14 protein-coding genes are annotated in these 13,819 nt (G+C 67.1%); 9 read left to right on the forward strand and 5 right to left on the reverse strand.

Going from position 1 to position 13,819, the window contains the following annotated elements; all coding sequences use genetic code 11:
• Nucleotides 1–26: 26 nt before the first annotated feature.
• Nucleotides 27–1,223: a ubiquinol oxidase subunit II gene (gene cyoA / locus EGK76_RS08680; protein WP_123832341.1), complete on the reverse strand. Its 1,197-nt coding sequence runs from the start codon at nucleotides 1,221–1,223 to the stop codon at nucleotides 27–29.
• 181 nt (nucleotides 1,224–1,404) lie between these two features.
• On the opposite strand from cyoA, the gene EGK76_RS08685 reads away from it, so the two are divergent.
• From EGK76_RS08685 to alr, 6 genes are all read left to right on the forward strand, one after another.
• Nucleotides 1,405–2,727, forward strand: a complete 1,323-nt coding sequence (locus EGK76_RS08685; protein WP_096297866.1) for an MFS transporter — start codon at nucleotides 1,405–1,407, stop codon at nucleotides 2,725–2,727.
• Nucleotides 2,728–3,109: 382 nt separating this feature from the next.
• Complete coding sequence (gene rpsF / locus EGK76_RS08690) at nucleotides 3,110–3,547, forward strand: 30S ribosomal protein S6 (protein ID WP_096297868.1); 438 nt, start codon at nucleotides 3,110–3,112, stop codon at nucleotides 3,545–3,547.
• 11 nt (nucleotides 3,548–3,558) lie between these two features.
• Nucleotides 3,559–3,789 carry a 30S ribosomal protein S18 gene (gene rpsR, locus EGK76_RS08695; protein WP_096208774.1) on the forward strand — a complete coding sequence of 77 codons (231 nt, stop codon included), beginning with the start codon at nucleotides 3,559–3,561 and terminating at the stop codon, nucleotides 3,787–3,789.
• A 139-nt stretch (nucleotides 3,790–3,928) separates the two neighbouring features.
• Nucleotides 3,929–4,381: a 50S ribosomal protein L9 gene (gene rplI, locus EGK76_RS08700; RefSeq protein ID WP_096297870.1), complete on the forward strand. Its 453-nt coding sequence runs from the start codon at nucleotides 3,929–3,931 to the stop codon at nucleotides 4,379–4,381.
• 208 nt (nucleotides 4,382–4,589) lie between these two features.
• Nucleotides 4,590–6,008 (forward strand): replicative DNA helicase, encoded by a 1,419-nt coding sequence (locus EGK76_RS08705; RefSeq protein ID WP_123832342.1) that lies wholly within the window; start codon nucleotides 4,590–4,592, stop codon nucleotides 6,006–6,008.
• 82 nt (nucleotides 6,009–6,090) lie between these two features.
• Complete coding sequence (alr, locus tag EGK76_RS08710; RefSeq protein WP_123832343.1) at nucleotides 6,091–7,179, forward strand: alanine racemase; 1,089 nt, start codon at nucleotides 6,091–6,093, stop codon at nucleotides 7,177–7,179.
• A gap of 9 nt (nucleotides 7,180–7,188) precedes the next feature.
• On the opposite strand, the gene EGK76_RS08715 is transcribed toward alr, so the two are convergent.
• From EGK76_RS08715 to EGK76_RS15530, 4 genes are all read right to left on the reverse strand, one after another.
• On the reverse strand, nucleotides 7,189–7,647 hold the full coding sequence (locus tag EGK76_RS08715) for a YbaY family lipoprotein (RefSeq protein ID WP_158613475.1): 459 nt from the start codon (nucleotides 7,645–7,647) through the stop codon (nucleotides 7,189–7,191).
• 61 nt (nucleotides 7,648–7,708) lie between these two features.
• Nucleotides 7,709–8,530 carry an endonuclease/exonuclease/phosphatase family protein gene (locus EGK76_RS08720; RefSeq protein ID WP_096297878.1) on the reverse strand — a complete coding sequence of 274 codons (822 nt, stop codon included), beginning with the start codon at nucleotides 8,528–8,530 and terminating at the stop codon, nucleotides 7,709–7,711.
• Complete coding sequence (locus EGK76_RS08725) at nucleotides 8,527–10,314, reverse strand: M14 family metallopeptidase (protein WP_123832345.1); 1,788 nt, start codon at nucleotides 10,312–10,314, stop codon at nucleotides 8,527–8,529. The genes EGK76_RS08720 and EGK76_RS08725 overlap by 4 nt, the downstream gene beginning before the upstream one ends.
• A 20-nt stretch (nucleotides 10,315–10,334) precedes the next feature.
• Nucleotides 10,335–10,523 (reverse strand): hypothetical protein, encoded by a 189-nt coding sequence (locus EGK76_RS15530; RefSeq protein ID WP_199730892.1) that lies wholly within the window; start codon nucleotides 10,521–10,523, stop codon nucleotides 10,335–10,337.
• On the opposite strand from EGK76_RS15530, the gene EGK76_RS08730 reads away from it, so the two are divergent.
• The 3 genes from EGK76_RS08730 to EGK76_RS15385 all read left to right on the forward strand — a co-directional run bounded on the left by EGK76_RS08730 (nucleotide 10,492) and on the right by EGK76_RS15385 (nucleotide 13,815).
• On the forward strand, nucleotides 10,492–12,111 hold the full coding sequence (locus EGK76_RS08730; protein WP_123832346.1) for an oligopeptide:H+ symporter: 1,620 nt from the start codon (nucleotides 10,492–10,494) through the stop codon (nucleotides 12,109–12,111). The two genes, EGK76_RS15530 and EGK76_RS08730, sit on opposite strands and share 32 nt — an antisense overlap.
• A gap of 15 nt (nucleotides 12,112–12,126) precedes the next feature.
• On the forward strand, nucleotides 12,127–12,741 hold the full coding sequence (locus tag EGK76_RS08735) for a rhomboid family intramembrane serine protease (protein ID WP_096297884.1): 615 nt from the start codon (nucleotides 12,127–12,129) through the stop codon (nucleotides 12,739–12,741).
• A gap of 78 nt (nucleotides 12,742–12,819) precedes the next feature.
• Nucleotides 12,820–13,815: a hypothetical protein gene (locus EGK76_RS15385; RefSeq protein ID WP_157745327.1), complete on the forward strand. Its 996-nt coding sequence runs from the start codon at nucleotides 12,820–12,822 to the stop codon at nucleotides 13,813–13,815.
• Nucleotides 13,816–13,819: the final 4 nt, after the last annotated feature.

Raw genomic sequence — 13,819 nt, forward strand, 5'->3', positions numbered from 1 at the left:
GATTCGGTGGTGCGTTCCGGGGTGGATCAGCGGCCCGACGGGCCGCGGTCGTCATCCGGCTTTCCGGGAGCGCCCTCGTTGCGCGGCGCCTCGTCCGGAGAGATCGGCCGCATGCTCTCGTCGATCTCGTTCGGATCGGAAGGCTGCGGTGTGGTGTCTTCCGGCGAAACGGCGCGCGGCTGGTGCCCCTGCGGCTCGTCGCCGCGTGCCTCGCGGCCCGCCTCGGGGAAGGTCGCGCCGGGCGCGGCGATCAGATCGCCGGCGTGCCGGTTGTCGTAGCGCAGGCGCGCGTAGTTCTGCTTGCTCTCCACACCGGCGCCGCCGCTGCGGTCGATGTGCGCCATCTCGTGGATGCACATCGCGCCCGGGTTCACGCACATGTTGAGGATCGCCTCGTAGAGCGCCGGATCGACGCTGCCGAAGTACCGGACCGGCTCGCGCTCGGACGGCTTCTCGAGCTCGAGATACTCCTGGCGGCCCAGCGACACGTCGTCGGAACGCACGCGCTCGACCCATGCCTCGAACTCGCCTTCACTCATGCCGTGGAAATCGAAGCGCATGAACGAGAAGCCATCACCGCTGTAGTTGGCGGAAAAGCCCTTGTAGACGCCTTCCTCGTTGATGACCGCGTTGAGCTTGGTCTCCATGCCGGCCATGGCATAGATCTGGCCCGCCAGCGCCGGGATGAAGAACGAATTCATCATCGAGGAGGAGGTGATCTTGAACTGGATCGGCACGTTCACCGGCGCCGCGAGCTCGTTGACCGTCGCGATGCCCTGCTCGGGATAGAGGAACAGCCACTTCCAGTCGAGCGCCACCACTTCGACCACCAGCGGCTCGGCGCCCGCGGGGATTGGCGTATTGGCGTCGATGCGGTCCAGCGGACGATAGGGATCGAGCTTGTGGGTCGCGATCCATGTCACGGTGCCCAGGACCAGGATGATCGCCAGCGGCGCCGACCAGATGATCAGCTCGAGGCGGGTGGAGTGGTGCCACTCGGGGGCGTACTCGGCGTCCGTGTTCGACTCCCGGTATTTCCAGGCGAAGAAGAACGTCAGCATGATCACCGGGACGATGATCAGCAGCATCAGGACCGTCGACAGCACGATCAGGTTGCGCTGCTGTATGGCGATGTCACCCGACGGCGCCATGACGACCCAGTCGCAGCCCGACAGCAGTGTGGCCGCGAAAAGCAGCGCAAAGATTCGAAGAATGGATTTCATTGGGGGATCGATGACGACGGGAAGGAAAAACGACTTGACGGAAACGCTACGGAAGAACGATTAGCGTTGCGATGTGGCGGGACGCCGGGACCCTGCTGCTGCGCACCTTGCCTGGTGGGCCCGTTTCAGGCTCACAATGCGGCGCATTATCCCCCATAACGACCGGAGAGAGAGCGCGCACATGAGCGAAACCGCACAGCAAGCCACGACCGGCCTCGACGAAGCGCCGGAGACCAACGATGAACGCGAGATCTCGCCTGGAAAGATCGCGTTTCCGGTGGTCATGGGACGAACATCCGAGTTCTTCGACTTTTTCGTCTACGGCATCGCTGCGGTACTGGTGTTCCCGTATCTCTTCTTTCCCGACAGTGATCCGGTCCAGGCGACGCTGAAGTCGTTCGCGGTGTTCTCGCTGGCCTTCATCGCCCGTCCGATCGGCTCGGTCATCTTCATGGCGGTCGATCGCAACTTCAGCCGCGCGGCCAAGCTGATCGGCGCGCTGTTCCTGCTGTGCGGCTCGACGATGGCCATCGCCTTCCTGCCGAGTTACGCGCAGGTCGGAGCGCTGGCCCCGATCCTGCTGGCGGTCTTCCGCTTCGGCCAGGGGCTCGGCTGGGGCGGTGCCTGGGACGGGCTGCCCTCGCTGCTGTCGCTGAGCGCCCCGCGCGAGCGTCGCGGCTGGTACGCCATGGTCCCGCAGCTGGGCGCGGCCCTGGGGTTCATGCTCGCCTGCGGCATGTTCCTGGTCTTCACCCAGTTGCTCAACGAGGAAGACTTCATGGCCTGGGGCTGGCGCTTCCCGTTCTTCGTTGCCCTGGCGCTGAACGTGGTCGCGCTGTTCGCGCGCCTGCGGCTGGTGGTGACGCCCGAATTCGTGCAGCTGTTCAAGGAGCAGGAGCTGCAGCCGCGTCGGGTCGTGGAAACCATCCGCACCCATCCCCGGCAGGTCTTCATCGGCGCGCTGATCCCGCTGGCCAGCTACGCGATGTTCCACCTCGTCACGATCTTCCCGCTGAGCTGGGCCACTCTCTATACCGACCACGACGCCACCGAGTTCCTCGGCAGCCTGTTCCTGGGTGCGATCGTCGGCGGTCTGGGCATCATGCTGTCGGGCATCCTGGCCGAGCGGATCGGTCGCCGCGGCCAGCTGGCCGTCGCTGCCGTGCTGATCGCGGTCTTCAGCTTCTTCGCAGCGCCGCTGCTGGGCAGTGACACCACCAGCGGCCGCACCACCTACGTGGTCGTCGGCTTCGCCCTTCTGGGGCTGTCGCTGGGGCAGGCGAGCAACGCGATCGCCTCGCGTTTCGAGAGCATCTACCGCTACACGGGGGCCGCGGTGACCTCGGACATCGCCTGGCTCGTGGGTGCGGGCTTCGCCCCGCTGGTCGCACTGTGGCTGTGCAGCGAGTTCGGCCTGGCGTACGTGGGTTACTACCTGCTGTCGGGCGCGGTGGTGACCCTGGCAGCGCTGGCCTTCAGCCGCACCCTGGAAACCGTGCGCTGATCGCCCGCCGCGACCAATGCGCATGGCCCCGGATGGGGCATGCGGATTGCGGGCGCGGTCGGCTGGCACGGTGATCGATCCTCGACGCCACCCTCGGGCGGCGTTGTGGTGTGCGGGGGAGGGTGCGGATGGGGGGGGCTCCGCGAGTCCTATTCCATCATGTCGCGCAGTTCTGTGAGACTGCGACCGAATGTCGCACCGGCGTGCGCGCTGTGGGGCGGTCCGTGGCCTGCTTGCCGTGGGCCGCCGCTTCTGTGAGAATGCCCGGCTCCCTGCGGCGATCGTCGCCGGGAGACCTTGCCCCACCGTGCGGCCGCGCCGCGGACGGGGGGCTATCACAGACCCGCGCATCTGCGCGGTCGATACCCGAAAGGAAACCACCATGCGTCATTATGAAATCGTGTTCCTGGTCCATCCGGACCAGAGCGAGCAGGTGCCCGCGATGATCGAGCGCTACAAGTCGCTGATCGAAGGCGCCGAAGGCACCATCCACCGTCTCGAGGACTGGGGTCGCCGCCAGCTGGCCTACCCGATCAACAATCTGGTCAAGGCCCACTACGTGATGTTCAACATCGAAGTCGGCCAGGCCGGTCTCGATGACCTCGTCGAAGCGTTCCGCTTCAACGACGCGGTGCTGCGTCACCTGGTCGTGCGTCGCGACGAGGCTGACACCGAGCAGTCCCTGATCATGAAGAACAAGGACGAGAAGACGGACAAGCCCGAGCGTGGCGAGCGCCGTCGCCGTGACGACGATGGCGAGTCGACCGTTGGCAGCGATGCCGAAGCCGACAAGTCCGACAACAACGCCGAAGCCGCCTGAGGATCACGCACATGTCCAAGTTCTTCCGCCGCCGCAAGTTCTGCAAGTTCACCGCCGAGGGTGTCAAGGAGATCGATTACAAGGATCTCAACACCCTGCGCCAGAACCTCACCGAGAACGGCAAGATCGTTCCGAGCCGCATCACCGGCACCAAGTCGCGTTACCAGCGTCAGCTGGCCACGGCCGTCAAGCGCGCGCGTTTCCTGGCGCTGATTCCGTACACCGACAACCACAATGTGTGAACCCCTTCGCTGAAAGCCCGCAGCTCCGCGCGCGGACTTTCCAAGTGAAGCAAGGGCAGCATACGAAGAGGTCAACGTCCGTTTCGGACAGCACTCGTTGCGGCGCCGCCGGCGCCGCTAACGAATACGGAGCAACACCATGCAACTGATTCTCCTGCAGAAGGTCACCAACCTCGGCAACCTCGGCGACAAGGTCAACGTGAAGCCGGGCTACGGCCGCAACTACCTCGTGCCGCAGGGCAAGGCCGTGCCGGCCACCGCCAAGAGCATCGCCGAGTTCGAAGCGCGCCGCGCCGAGTACGAAGCCAAGGCCCAGTCGCAGCTCGACGAGGCCCAGCAGCGCCTGGCCAAGCTCGAAGGCGCCAGCGTCACGATCTACGCCAACGCTTCGACCGAAGGCAAGCTGTACGGCTCGGTCGGCCCGCGCGAAATCGCCGACGCGCTGACCAAGGCGGTCACGCCGGTCAACAAGTCGGAAGTCGTGCTGGGCGAAGGCGCGTTCCGCAACACCGGCGAGTTCGAGGTCGTCGTGCATCTGCACGCCGATGCCGAAACCACCGTCAAGCTGGTCATCGAAGGTGAAGTCGCCTGATCCATCGGATCGGTTCGACACGACGGGCGCCGCAAGGCGCCCGTTTTCGTTGGGCCCGCGGGTGCGTCGCGCGTGGCGAGATTCCGCGGGGCGATGCTGCATGCCTGTGTCGCATCAGGCTTATCCACAGGTTGTGGGGTCGCGTATCCACAGGCGCGCGGCCTAGCATGCAGATGCCGTAATCCCGTTTTCCGAGTTCCACACCACCATGGCCGCACGTACCGAATTCCGCAATCACGACCGTCACGACCGTCACGACCGGGGCGATGCGCGCCTCGAGCAGCTGCGCGTGCCGCCGCAGTCGATCGAGGCCGAGCAGGCGGTGCTGGGCGGGCTGATGCTCGTTCCCGACGCCTACGACCGCATCGCCGACCTGATCGTGCCGGAGGACTTCTACCGTCGCGATCACCAGAAGATCTACACCGCGATCCAGGAGCTCGCCGAGAAGAGCAAGCCCTTCGACGCGGTGACGCTGGGTGAGTGGTTCGACTCCAACGGCCTGTCGGATCTGGTCGCGGGCGGGGCGTATCTGGGTGAACTTGCCAGCACCACGCCTTCGGCGGCGAACATCCGCGCATATGCGGAAATCGTGCGCGACAAGGCCATCCTCCGGCAGCTGATCGATGTCGGCACCGAGATCGTCAACGACGGTTTCCAGCCCGAAGGTCGCGACAGCAGCGAGATCCTCGCCAAGGCCGAGCAGCAGGTGTTCAAGATCGCCGAGGCCGGCGCCCAGGGGCGCACCGACTTCACCGCGATCAACAAAGCGATGGCCGAGGCCTTCGACGTCCTGCAGACGCGCTACACCAACGGTGGTGGCGTCACCGGCCTGCCGACGGGCTACACCGAGTTCGACGAGATGACCGCGGGCCTGCAGCCCACGGATCTGATCATCCTCGCGGCCCGACCGGCGATGGGCAAGACCACCTTCGCGCTCAACATCGCCGAGTACGCGGCGATCAAGACCAAGAAGGCGGTGGGCGTGTTCTCGATGGAAATGTCGGCCAGCCAGCTCGCGCTGCGCCTGATTTCCTCCAATGGCCGCATCAATGCCACGCGCCTGCGCACCGGCGCGCTCGAGGACGAGGACTGGAGCCGCGTCAGCAGCGCGATCCGCATGCTCAAGGAAACCAAGATCTTCATCGACGACACGCCGGGCCTCGGCCCCGACGTGCTGCGCGCCAAGTGCCGGCGTCTCAAGCGCGAGCACGATCTGGGTCTGATCGTCATCGACTATCTGCAGCTGATGTCGGTACCGGGCAACAGCGAGAACCGTGCGACCGAGATCTCGGAGATCTCGCGCTCGCTCAAGGGCCTGGCCAAGGAGCTCAACGTGCCGGTGATGGCGCTCTCCCAGCTCAACCGTTCGCTGGAAACGCGCGCCGACAAGCGACCGGTGATGGCCGACCTGCGCGAATCGGGCGCCATCGAGCAGGATGCCGACATCATCGTCTTCATCTATCGCGACGACTACTACAACAAGGAAACCTCGCCGGACAAGGGCCTGGCCGAGATCATCATCGGCAAGCAGCGCAGCGGCCCGACCGGCTCGGTGAAGCTGAAGTTCTTCGGCGAATACACCCGCTTCGACAACCTGTCCCACGACTCGGTCGGCAGCTTCGAGTAGAACCCTGCGTTCACCGCCGCGGCTGCCGGCCGGCGCGTCGCGAGGGCACAATAGCCGGCTTCCCCACGCTGTCGCATGCCGCATGGCCCGCCCGATCACCGCCACCATCCACGCCGACGCGCTCCGTCACAACCTGGCCGCGCTGCGCGACCGCGCGCCCGGCCGCCGCCTGATGGCGATGGTCAAGGCCGATGGTTACGGTCACGGACTCGAAACGGCCGCGCGTGCGCTCGGCGCGGCCGATGCCTTCGGCGTCGCCGCGATCGAGGACGCCGCGCGGATCCGCGCGGTGGGGCTCGAGCAGCCGATCCTGGTGCTGTCGGGGTTCGACAACCCGGATGACCTGGAACAGCTGCGCGCACTGCGCGCCGAGGCCATCGTGCATCACGCGGCTCAGCTCGACCTGCTCGAGCAGACCGACGGCGCGCCGATCCGCGTCTGGCTGAAGATCGACAGTGGCATGCACCGGCTCGGGTTCGCGCCCGAGCAGGTCCGCGACGCCTACGCCCGGCTGCGTGCCGCCCGCGGCGTCGACGGCGAGATCGTGCTGATGACGCATTTCGCCAGCTCCGACGAGTTCGATGCGCATTCCCCCAACGGCCGGCAGACACCGGCACAGCTGCGCGCGTTCGCGGCCGCGACCGAAGGTCTCGATGGCCCTCGTTCGCTGGCCAACTCGGCAGCCGTGCTCGGGTGGCCGCAGGCCTGCGGCGACTGGATCCGGCCCGGCGGCGCGCTGTACGGGATGTCGGTCGTTTCCGGGCGCAGCGGCGCGACGTTCGGCCTGCGTCCGGCGATGACCTTCGAGACGCGGCTGCTCGCGGTCAACCGTGTCGTCAAGGGCGAGCGCATCGGTTACTCCGCCGCCTGGGAAGCGCCGGAAGACATGGCGATCGGCGTGGCGGCGGTGGGGTATGGCGACGGGTATCCGCGCCTGGCGCCGGCAGGTACGCCGGTACTGGTCAATGGCCGCACGGCTTCGGTGATCGGCCGCGTGTCGATGGACCTGATGACAATCGACCTGCGCGGCCAGGCGGATGCGCGCGCCGGCGATCCGGTGGTGCTGTGGGGCGATGCGCTGCCGGTGGAAACCGTGGCAGAAGCGGCCGGCACCATCTCCTATGCGCTGACCTGCGGCATCACCCGGCGCGTGCGCTTCGTCAACGCCTGAAGGCCGCGCTCAGGGCTGGACGTGGTGGAGGCGGACGCGGCCCAGGTGCATGTCCATTGCATCGGCGCCGATCACCACCGGCACGGGTGACGCGGTGGCGAATCGCAGGCTGCCATCGGGCATCGAGACAGAAGCCTGCAGGGCGTACTGGCCGTCCTCGCGCAGCCGCATGCGCGGCACGTCGATGGCGAATTCGTAGGGGCTTGCGCCGACCGTCGTCACCTCTTCGGCGAGCACTGCCTGCGGGGTGCCGGCAAGCCGGTTGTCGAGCAACTGCACGCGCAGGCTCGAGCCCTCGGGCATCAGGATCTTCTCGAAATAGACGGCTTCCCCCTGGATGCGCACGCGGGCGTCGGATTCGGGCATCGGTGCATCTCCGGAGGCGGGCGGTGGCGTGGACTGGCAGGCGGCCAGTGTCATGCACATCGACAGGGGCAGGGCGGCGAGGCGGAGCAGGGCGCGGGACATGGGCGTTCTCGTCGTCGGTGGCATCGCGGCCGAGCATGCGCCGGGCGAGCCCAACGGCGGGTCAACGCGCAATCGGCTGCGCCACGACGAAGATGCCGAAGTGGTCCGAAGGCCAGGTGCCGTCCGCGCCCGGCGTGTCGAGCACGGTGCGTGCATCGAGTACCTCGAAGCGCCCGGCCTCGGCGAAGACGTGGTCGATGCGCGCGCGGAAGTCGAAGAAGTGCGGATTGAGCGTGGTCATTGCGCGCGCGTCAGCGCCCGGATGCACGCTGCCGAAGCTATCGACATAGCCTTCCATGGCGGCCATTTCCGGCGCAGTGACCGGCGCGTTGAAGTCGCCCAGCACCAGCGAGGGGGCCGGGCTCGGCCGCCGCGCAATGAAGGTGCGGAGGTCCTGCAGCTGGCGGCGGCGGATCGCGCCGCCCGACTGCGTGTGGTGCAGATGGGTGAAGTAGACGTCGATCGGCGCACCTTCGAAGCGCAGGCGCGCGTGGCCGAGGCTGCGCGAATCCTCGCGCGGTGCCAACGGCGTCCAGTCCTGCTCGAGCACCGGCAGGCGCGTGAGCAGCGCGTTGCCGTAGCGGCGCGAACGCCCGGGTGGGTCGTTGGAGACGAACTGCACCGAATAGCCGAGCGCCTCTCCGATGCTCAGTGCCTGGTTGGGAAGCCCTTCGGCCTGCAGGACTTCCTGCAGCGCGATCACATCCGCATCGAGCGCGCGCAACTGCTCGATGATCAGCGGCAGGCGCGCCGGCCAGTCCGCCTCGTCGTGGTAGATGTTGAGGGTGACCACCCGGAGCCCGCGCGGCGCGGGATCCGGCGGCGGGCTGGAGGCGCAGGCAGCGAGCAGCAGGGCCAGGCACGCCCCGATCAGTCGCCTCATTGCGCCCCGACCGCTTCCGCTGGCGGCAGCTCGGTGCGCATCACCGGATACAGGTTGTAGCGGTCGTCCCACGCGCTGTGGCGCCGGTAGAAGAACTCCAGGCGAGCGGCGGGGTTGCCGGCGAATGCCACATCGTCCCGCAGCTTCGCTTCGAACTGCGCGCGCAGTTCGGGATCGGCCGCGAGCATCTCTCGCGCAACCTGCTCGGCGACGTAGTCCTCCATGTATTCCTTGCGCTCGAAATGGTTGTTGAAACGCCCCCAGGCAGCCAGCGCATCGGGCGCCTGCGGTTCGAGCAGGGCGGCGACCAGCCGCGCTTTGGGCTGGGCGATCGGAACGAACAGGCCGCCGGCGCCGATCTCCTGCTGTTCCGCTGCCCAGGCGCCTTCGAGTTCCAGCCGTTGGCGGCCTTCGACCGGCGCGGCCGCGGGCGTCGCGCGAGTGGCACGGAAGACCTCGACCACAAGCGACTGCGGCGCGGCCAGTCGCTGCCATGAGATCCCGTGCTGGCGCAGCTTCTCGCCGACCCACGCGGCATGCGCCGCCGGCACCAGGTAGCCGCCTCGCGGCAGCGCCACCTCGACCGAAGGCCGCAGCTCGTCACGCATCGGCACGCGCCACAGCTGCGGGCTCGATTCGTCATAGCGGGTCATCAGCGCGCCGGAGATATCGGACGGCGTGCGCGTGTAGGCGTAGCCGCGGAAGTCGACGGTGCGCGCGGTATCGGTCGCCTTCCAGGCCAGCGGCAGCACCGAACCGCCCAGCGCCGATGCGCGCGCGTCGGCCGCCTGCGCGGTGCGCATCCAGTCGCGACCGTGGCGCGCGATCTGGTCCGTCACCGAGACGATGGTGTTGCGGGTGATGCGGACGCGTACCGGGTATTCCTTCCAAGAATGCGTTTCGACCAGCATGGCCAGGCGGTTGCGCAGCGGGAAATAACCCGTCGAGAAGCGCGGCGGCGACACGCCGTCCTCGAATCCGGACTGGGGGTTGTCGTGCTCGACGAACGAGGGGTAGTAGGGGAGGGGCAGCGAGCCGGCGGCGGCGAGATCGGACATCACCGCGTCGCGGAACGTGCGCCCCACCTCGCGCAGCGCGGCATCGCCGGCATGCACAGGCTCGACCTGGATCGAGATGTCGTGCTCGAACTGCGCGCCGTTGGTCGCATGCAGGTCGATGTAGGCGATCGGATCCCAGGCCTCGACCAGCGCCAGCATCGCCTGCATCTCGGGCGCATCGGCCTTGGCGTAGTCGCGGTTGAGGTTGAGGTTCTGCGCGGTGGTTCGCCAGCCCATTTCCCTTGGACCGCGCTGATTGGGGCGGTTCCAGGCGCCGAAGCGTTCGTGGCCGTCGACGCTGAAGACCGGGACGAACACCAGGACCGCCCGGGCCAGAGCCTCCGGTGCGGCGCTGCCGTCGAGGAGTTCGCGCAGCGCCAGGAATCCCGCGTCCTTGCCGTCGATCTCTCCGGCGTGGATGCCGCCCTGGATCAGCACCACCGGCACGCCGGCCGCACGCGCCGCGGCCGGATCCAGCGCCCCGCTGCGGCTGGCCACCAGTGCCTGCATCGGCCGGCCTTCCGGCGACGTGCCGAATTCGATGCACCGCACGGCGTCCGCGTGCAGGCGCGCAAAGGTGTCGCACAGCGCAGCGACCTCGTCCATGCGTCCGGTCTCGACGAAGCCGCTGCGCTCGGCGATGGTGAGGCGCAGGTCGTCGTTGGCGAGGGCGGGCAGGCAGGTCGGCAACAGGGCAAGCGCAAGCGCCAGGCGATAACGGGGCATGGAGAGTTCCGGAGCGACGGTCACGCCATGATGCCGCGCGGCGCATCCGGTCCCAAGCCCGACAGCAGAAACGATGCAGCGCCAGCCGCACCCGGCACCTGCTTTTCCGTCGCATCACTGGCAGAGGCGGTGGCCGGATCGGGTACGCTGTGCGGTTTCCAGTCACCGAACGCGCAGATGTCGACCGTCCAGACCGCAAGCGGGCCCATGCCCCGCCAGATCGCCTACATCATCGGCAACGAAGCCTGCGAGCGTTTCAGCTTCTACGGCATGCGCAACATCCTGGTGCCGTTCCTGATCAGCTCGGTGCTGCTGGGCTATCTGCCACAGGGTGCCGACCGGGACGCGGCAGCGAAGGACATCTTCCACACCTTCGTCATCGGCGTGTACTTCTTTCCGCTGCTCGGCGGCTGGCTGGCCGACCGCTTCTTCGGCAAGTACCACACCATCCTGTGGTTCTCGCTGATCTACTGCGCCGGCCACGCCTGTCTGGCGATGTTCGAGAACAACGCGACCGGCTTCTACACCGGCCTGTTCCTGATCGCATTGGGCTCTGGCGGCATCAAGCCTCTGGTGGTCTCGTTCTGCGGGGACCAGTTCGACCAGACCAACAAGAGCAAGGCGAAGGTGGTCTTCGACGCCTTCTACTGGATCATCAATTTCGGCTCGTTCTTCGCGTCCCTGCTGGCGCCGCTGTTCCTGCGGCACTACGGGCCCGCGGTCGCCTTCGGCATCCCGGGCGTGCTGATGTTCATCGCGACCTTCGTGTTCTGGCTGGGGCGCAAGGAATACGTCAACGTGCCGCCGACCCGGCGCGACCCGCATGCGTTCTTCGAGGTGGTCAAGACCGCATTGCGCGCGCGCCATGCCGGTGAAGGCCGGCCGGGCCTCGCGGTGGCCATGGTGGGTGTGGTGTCGGCGGTCGTCATGCTGGCGCTGTGGCTGCTCTCGGCGACTGTGGCGCTGCCGTGGTGGCCGACCGATTTCGGCTTCGTCATCACTGCATGTCTTGCGCTCGGCGTCATCATCGCCCTGGGCGGCTGGGGCGCATCCCTGCAGCTCGAACGTGCACGCGGCCTGCATCCCGATGCCGCAGTCGATGGTGTGCGCGCGGTGCTGCGGATCCTGATCGTGTTCGCCCTGGTCACGCCGTTCTGGTCACTGTTCGACCAGAAGGCTTCGACCTGGATCATCCAGGGCCGCGAGATGGTGATCCCGCACGGCTCGGCCTGGTGGCCGAGCTGGCTGATCCAGGACGCGGCGCAGATGCAGGCGCTCAACCCGCTGCTGGTGATGCTGCTGATCCCGTTCAACAACCTGGTGCTGTATCCGGCGCTGCGGCGGATAGGATTCGAGCCGACCGCGTTGCGGCGGATGGGCTGGGGCATCGCGATCTCCGGCACCGCATGGATCGTCGCCGGCGGCCTGCAGCTGTGGATCGACAGCGGCGACGAGGTGTCCCTCGCTTGGCAGTCGGTGCCCTATCTGCTGCTGACCTTCGGCGAAGTGCTGGTGTCGGCGACCGCGCTCGAATTCGCCTACAGCCAGGCCCCGCAGGCGATGAAGGGCGTGATCATGGCGTTCTGGTATCTCACCAGTACCTTCGGCAGCCTGTGGGTCCTGCTCACCAATGCCGGGGTACGCAACGAGGCGGTCACCGCCTACATCGCCTCCACCGGCCTGAGCGAGAACGCCTTCCTGATGTTCTTCTTCGCCGCGTTCGCCTTCGCGGCCGCGCTCGCCTTCGGCCTGTACGCGCGCCGATACCCGATGCAGGACAACTATCGCGTCGCCTGACGCTGGACCTTCGCAATGAATTTTGGACCCGTCACCCTCCTGCTGATCGCCGTGACCGTCATCGTGTCCTGGCAGGCCTTCGAGAAACCCGCGCTGCTGGGCCGGTTGATCCTCTGGCCTCCGGCAGTCGACCGCTACAAGCAGTACGACCGTCTGATCACGCATGGCTTCATCCATGCCGACTGGCAGCACCTGATCTTCAACATGATCACGCTGTTCTTCTTCGGTGCCGGGATCGAACGCGCGTTCGCGCCGTATATCGGCCCCGTTGGTTTCGCACTGTTCTATCTCTCGGCGATTCTCGTCGCCATCCTGCCGACGTACCTGCGCCACCGGCACGACCCCGGCTACAGGAGCCTGGGCGCTTCGGGCGCAGTGTCGGCGGTGCTGTTCGCGTCGATCCTGATCAATCCATGGCAGCTGCTGCTTGTGTTCTTCATCCCGATGCCGGCGATCGTGTTCGGCGTGGCATACATCGGCTACAGCATCTGGATGGACAAGCGCGGCGGTGACAACGTCAACCACAGTGCGCACCTGTGGGGCGCCGGCTACGGCATGCTGTTTACCGTGATGATGGAGCCGCGCATCGTCGGCGCGTTCCTCGCAAGGCTGATGTCCCCGTCGTTCTGAGCGTGCGTCGTTCGCATCTCACCGGTTCTGCATGAGGTGCGTGATAGTTCTGGTTGCACATCCCACACGGAGTGCCCCATGGCGATTACGCGAGCCAAAGCCACCACCCTGCTCAACAAGGCCGAGATGGGCTTGTTCGATGACAGTCGCAGCAATGCGATACGTGGACACAGCGAAGCGCGATTGAACCAGCTGGTGACACGTGCCCGTACCGCCCGCGACCGGGCCCGCGATCTCGAGAAGCGTCAGCGGCTCGCCTCGCGTCAGGCGACCGGCAGCAAGTCGGGTCGCAGCGGCCTGGCCAACGCCCGCACCGGCGACAAGGTGGAGGTGCTGAGCGACATCCTCTCGCGCTTCGAGGCGAGGCAGTCGCAGGCTGCGAAGTCCGCGAATCCGGCCGCAAAGAAGGCTGTCACTGCGAAGAAGGTCGCGACGAAGACGGCCCCCGCGAAGAAGGTCGCGAAAAAGGTCGCGAAGAAGGTTGCCACCGCGAAGACGGCCGCCGCGGCGCCGGCAGCGAAGAAGAGCGCCGCCGCGAAGAAGGGCGCGAAAACGGCGGCAGCCAGCGGGGCGGCGTCCACTGGACGGGGCGCGGCACCCAAGACGCCGGCGAAGTCCTCGGCGCGCAAGTCGCCGGCCGGCACGACCGGCGCAGGCGCGGCCGGACGTGTGGATGCGTCGGCAGCAAGGGAGGCGGCATCGAAGCGCGCATCTTCGGCGGCGCCTGTGGCGAAGAAGACGGACGCACCCACGGACGGGAAGTCGAGCGCTCCTGCACGGGCCGGCAGGGCCCGGGCCGCGAGCGCGGTTACCCCCGAGAAGGCGCTCCGCAACACCCGGAAGCTGCTCGAGGCGCGACAGGCCGAGGCTCATTCGGCAAAGCCGTGGGAGACGCTGGGTGCCGATGGCGCAGTGGAGGCGGCGCCGGGATTCCAGTCGCCGCGGGCCCGGGCGAAGGCGCTCGATCTGCACGCAGCAGAAATCCGTCAGGCGCCGATCCAGGGCAGCATCAGCACGCGCGGCCGCAAAAGCCAGGGTAAACGCGACAACCGCAACAGTAACGACAACGGCTGAGGCG

This window comes from Luteimonas sp. 100069 (genome assembly GCF_003813845.1).
GTDB classification, from domain to species: domain Bacteria; phylum Pseudomonadota; class Gammaproteobacteria; order Xanthomonadales; family Xanthomonadaceae; genus Luteimonas; species Luteimonas chenhongjianii.

Bases quoted from the DNA above. Each gene is read 5' to 3' on its own strand.
- rplI (WP_096297870.1), top strand. From the start codon at position 3,929: ATGCAACTGATTCTCCTGCAGAAGGTCACCAACCTCGGCAACCTCGGC.
- EGK76_RS15385 (WP_157745327.1), top strand. From the start codon at position 12,820: ATGGCGATTACGCGAGCCAAAGCCACCACCCTGCTCAACAAGGCCGAG.
- EGK76_RS08730 (WP_123832346.1), top strand. From the start codon at position 10,492: ATGTCGACCGTCCAGACCGCAAGCGGGCCCATGCCCCGCCAGATCGCC.
- EGK76_RS08725 (WP_123832345.1), bottom strand. From the start codon at position 10,314: ATGCCCCGTTATCGCCTGGCGCTTGCGCTTGCCCTGTTGCCGACCTGC.
- rpsF (WP_096297868.1), top strand. From the start codon at position 3,110: ATGCGTCATTATGAAATCGTGTTCCTGGTCCATCCGGACCAGAGCGAG.
- EGK76_RS08735 (WP_096297884.1), top strand. From the start codon at position 12,127: ATGAATTTTGGACCCGTCACCCTCCTGCTGATCGCCGTGACCGTCATC.
- alr (WP_123832343.1), top strand. From the start codon at position 6,091: ATGGCCCGCCCGATCACCGCCACCATCCACGCCGACGCGCTCCGTCAC.
- EGK76_RS08705 (WP_123832342.1), top strand. From the start codon at position 4,590: ATGGCCGCACGTACCGAATTCCGCAATCACGACCGTCACGACCGTCAC.
- EGK76_RS15530 (WP_199730892.1), bottom strand. From the start codon at position 10,523: ATGGGCCCGCTTGCGGTCTGGACGGTCGACATCTGCGCGTTCGGTGAC.
- cyoA (WP_123832341.1), bottom strand. From the start codon at position 1,223: ATGAAATCCATTCTTCGAATCTTTGCGCTGCTTTTCGCGGCCACACTG.
- EGK76_RS08685 (WP_096297866.1), top strand. From the start codon at position 1,405: ATGAGCGAAACCGCACAGCAAGCCACGACCGGCCTCGACGAAGCGCCG.
- rpsR (WP_096208774.1), top strand. From the start codon at position 3,559: ATGTCCAAGTTCTTCCGCCGCCGCAAGTTCTGCAAGTTCACCGCCGAG.
- EGK76_RS08720 (WP_096297878.1), bottom strand. From the start codon at position 8,530: ATGAGGCGACTGATCGGGGCGTGCCTGGCCCTGCTGCTCGCTGCCTGC.
- EGK76_RS08715 (WP_158613475.1), bottom strand. From the start codon at position 7,647: ATGTCCCGCGCCCTGCTCCGCCTCGCCGCCCTGCCCCTGTCGATGTGC.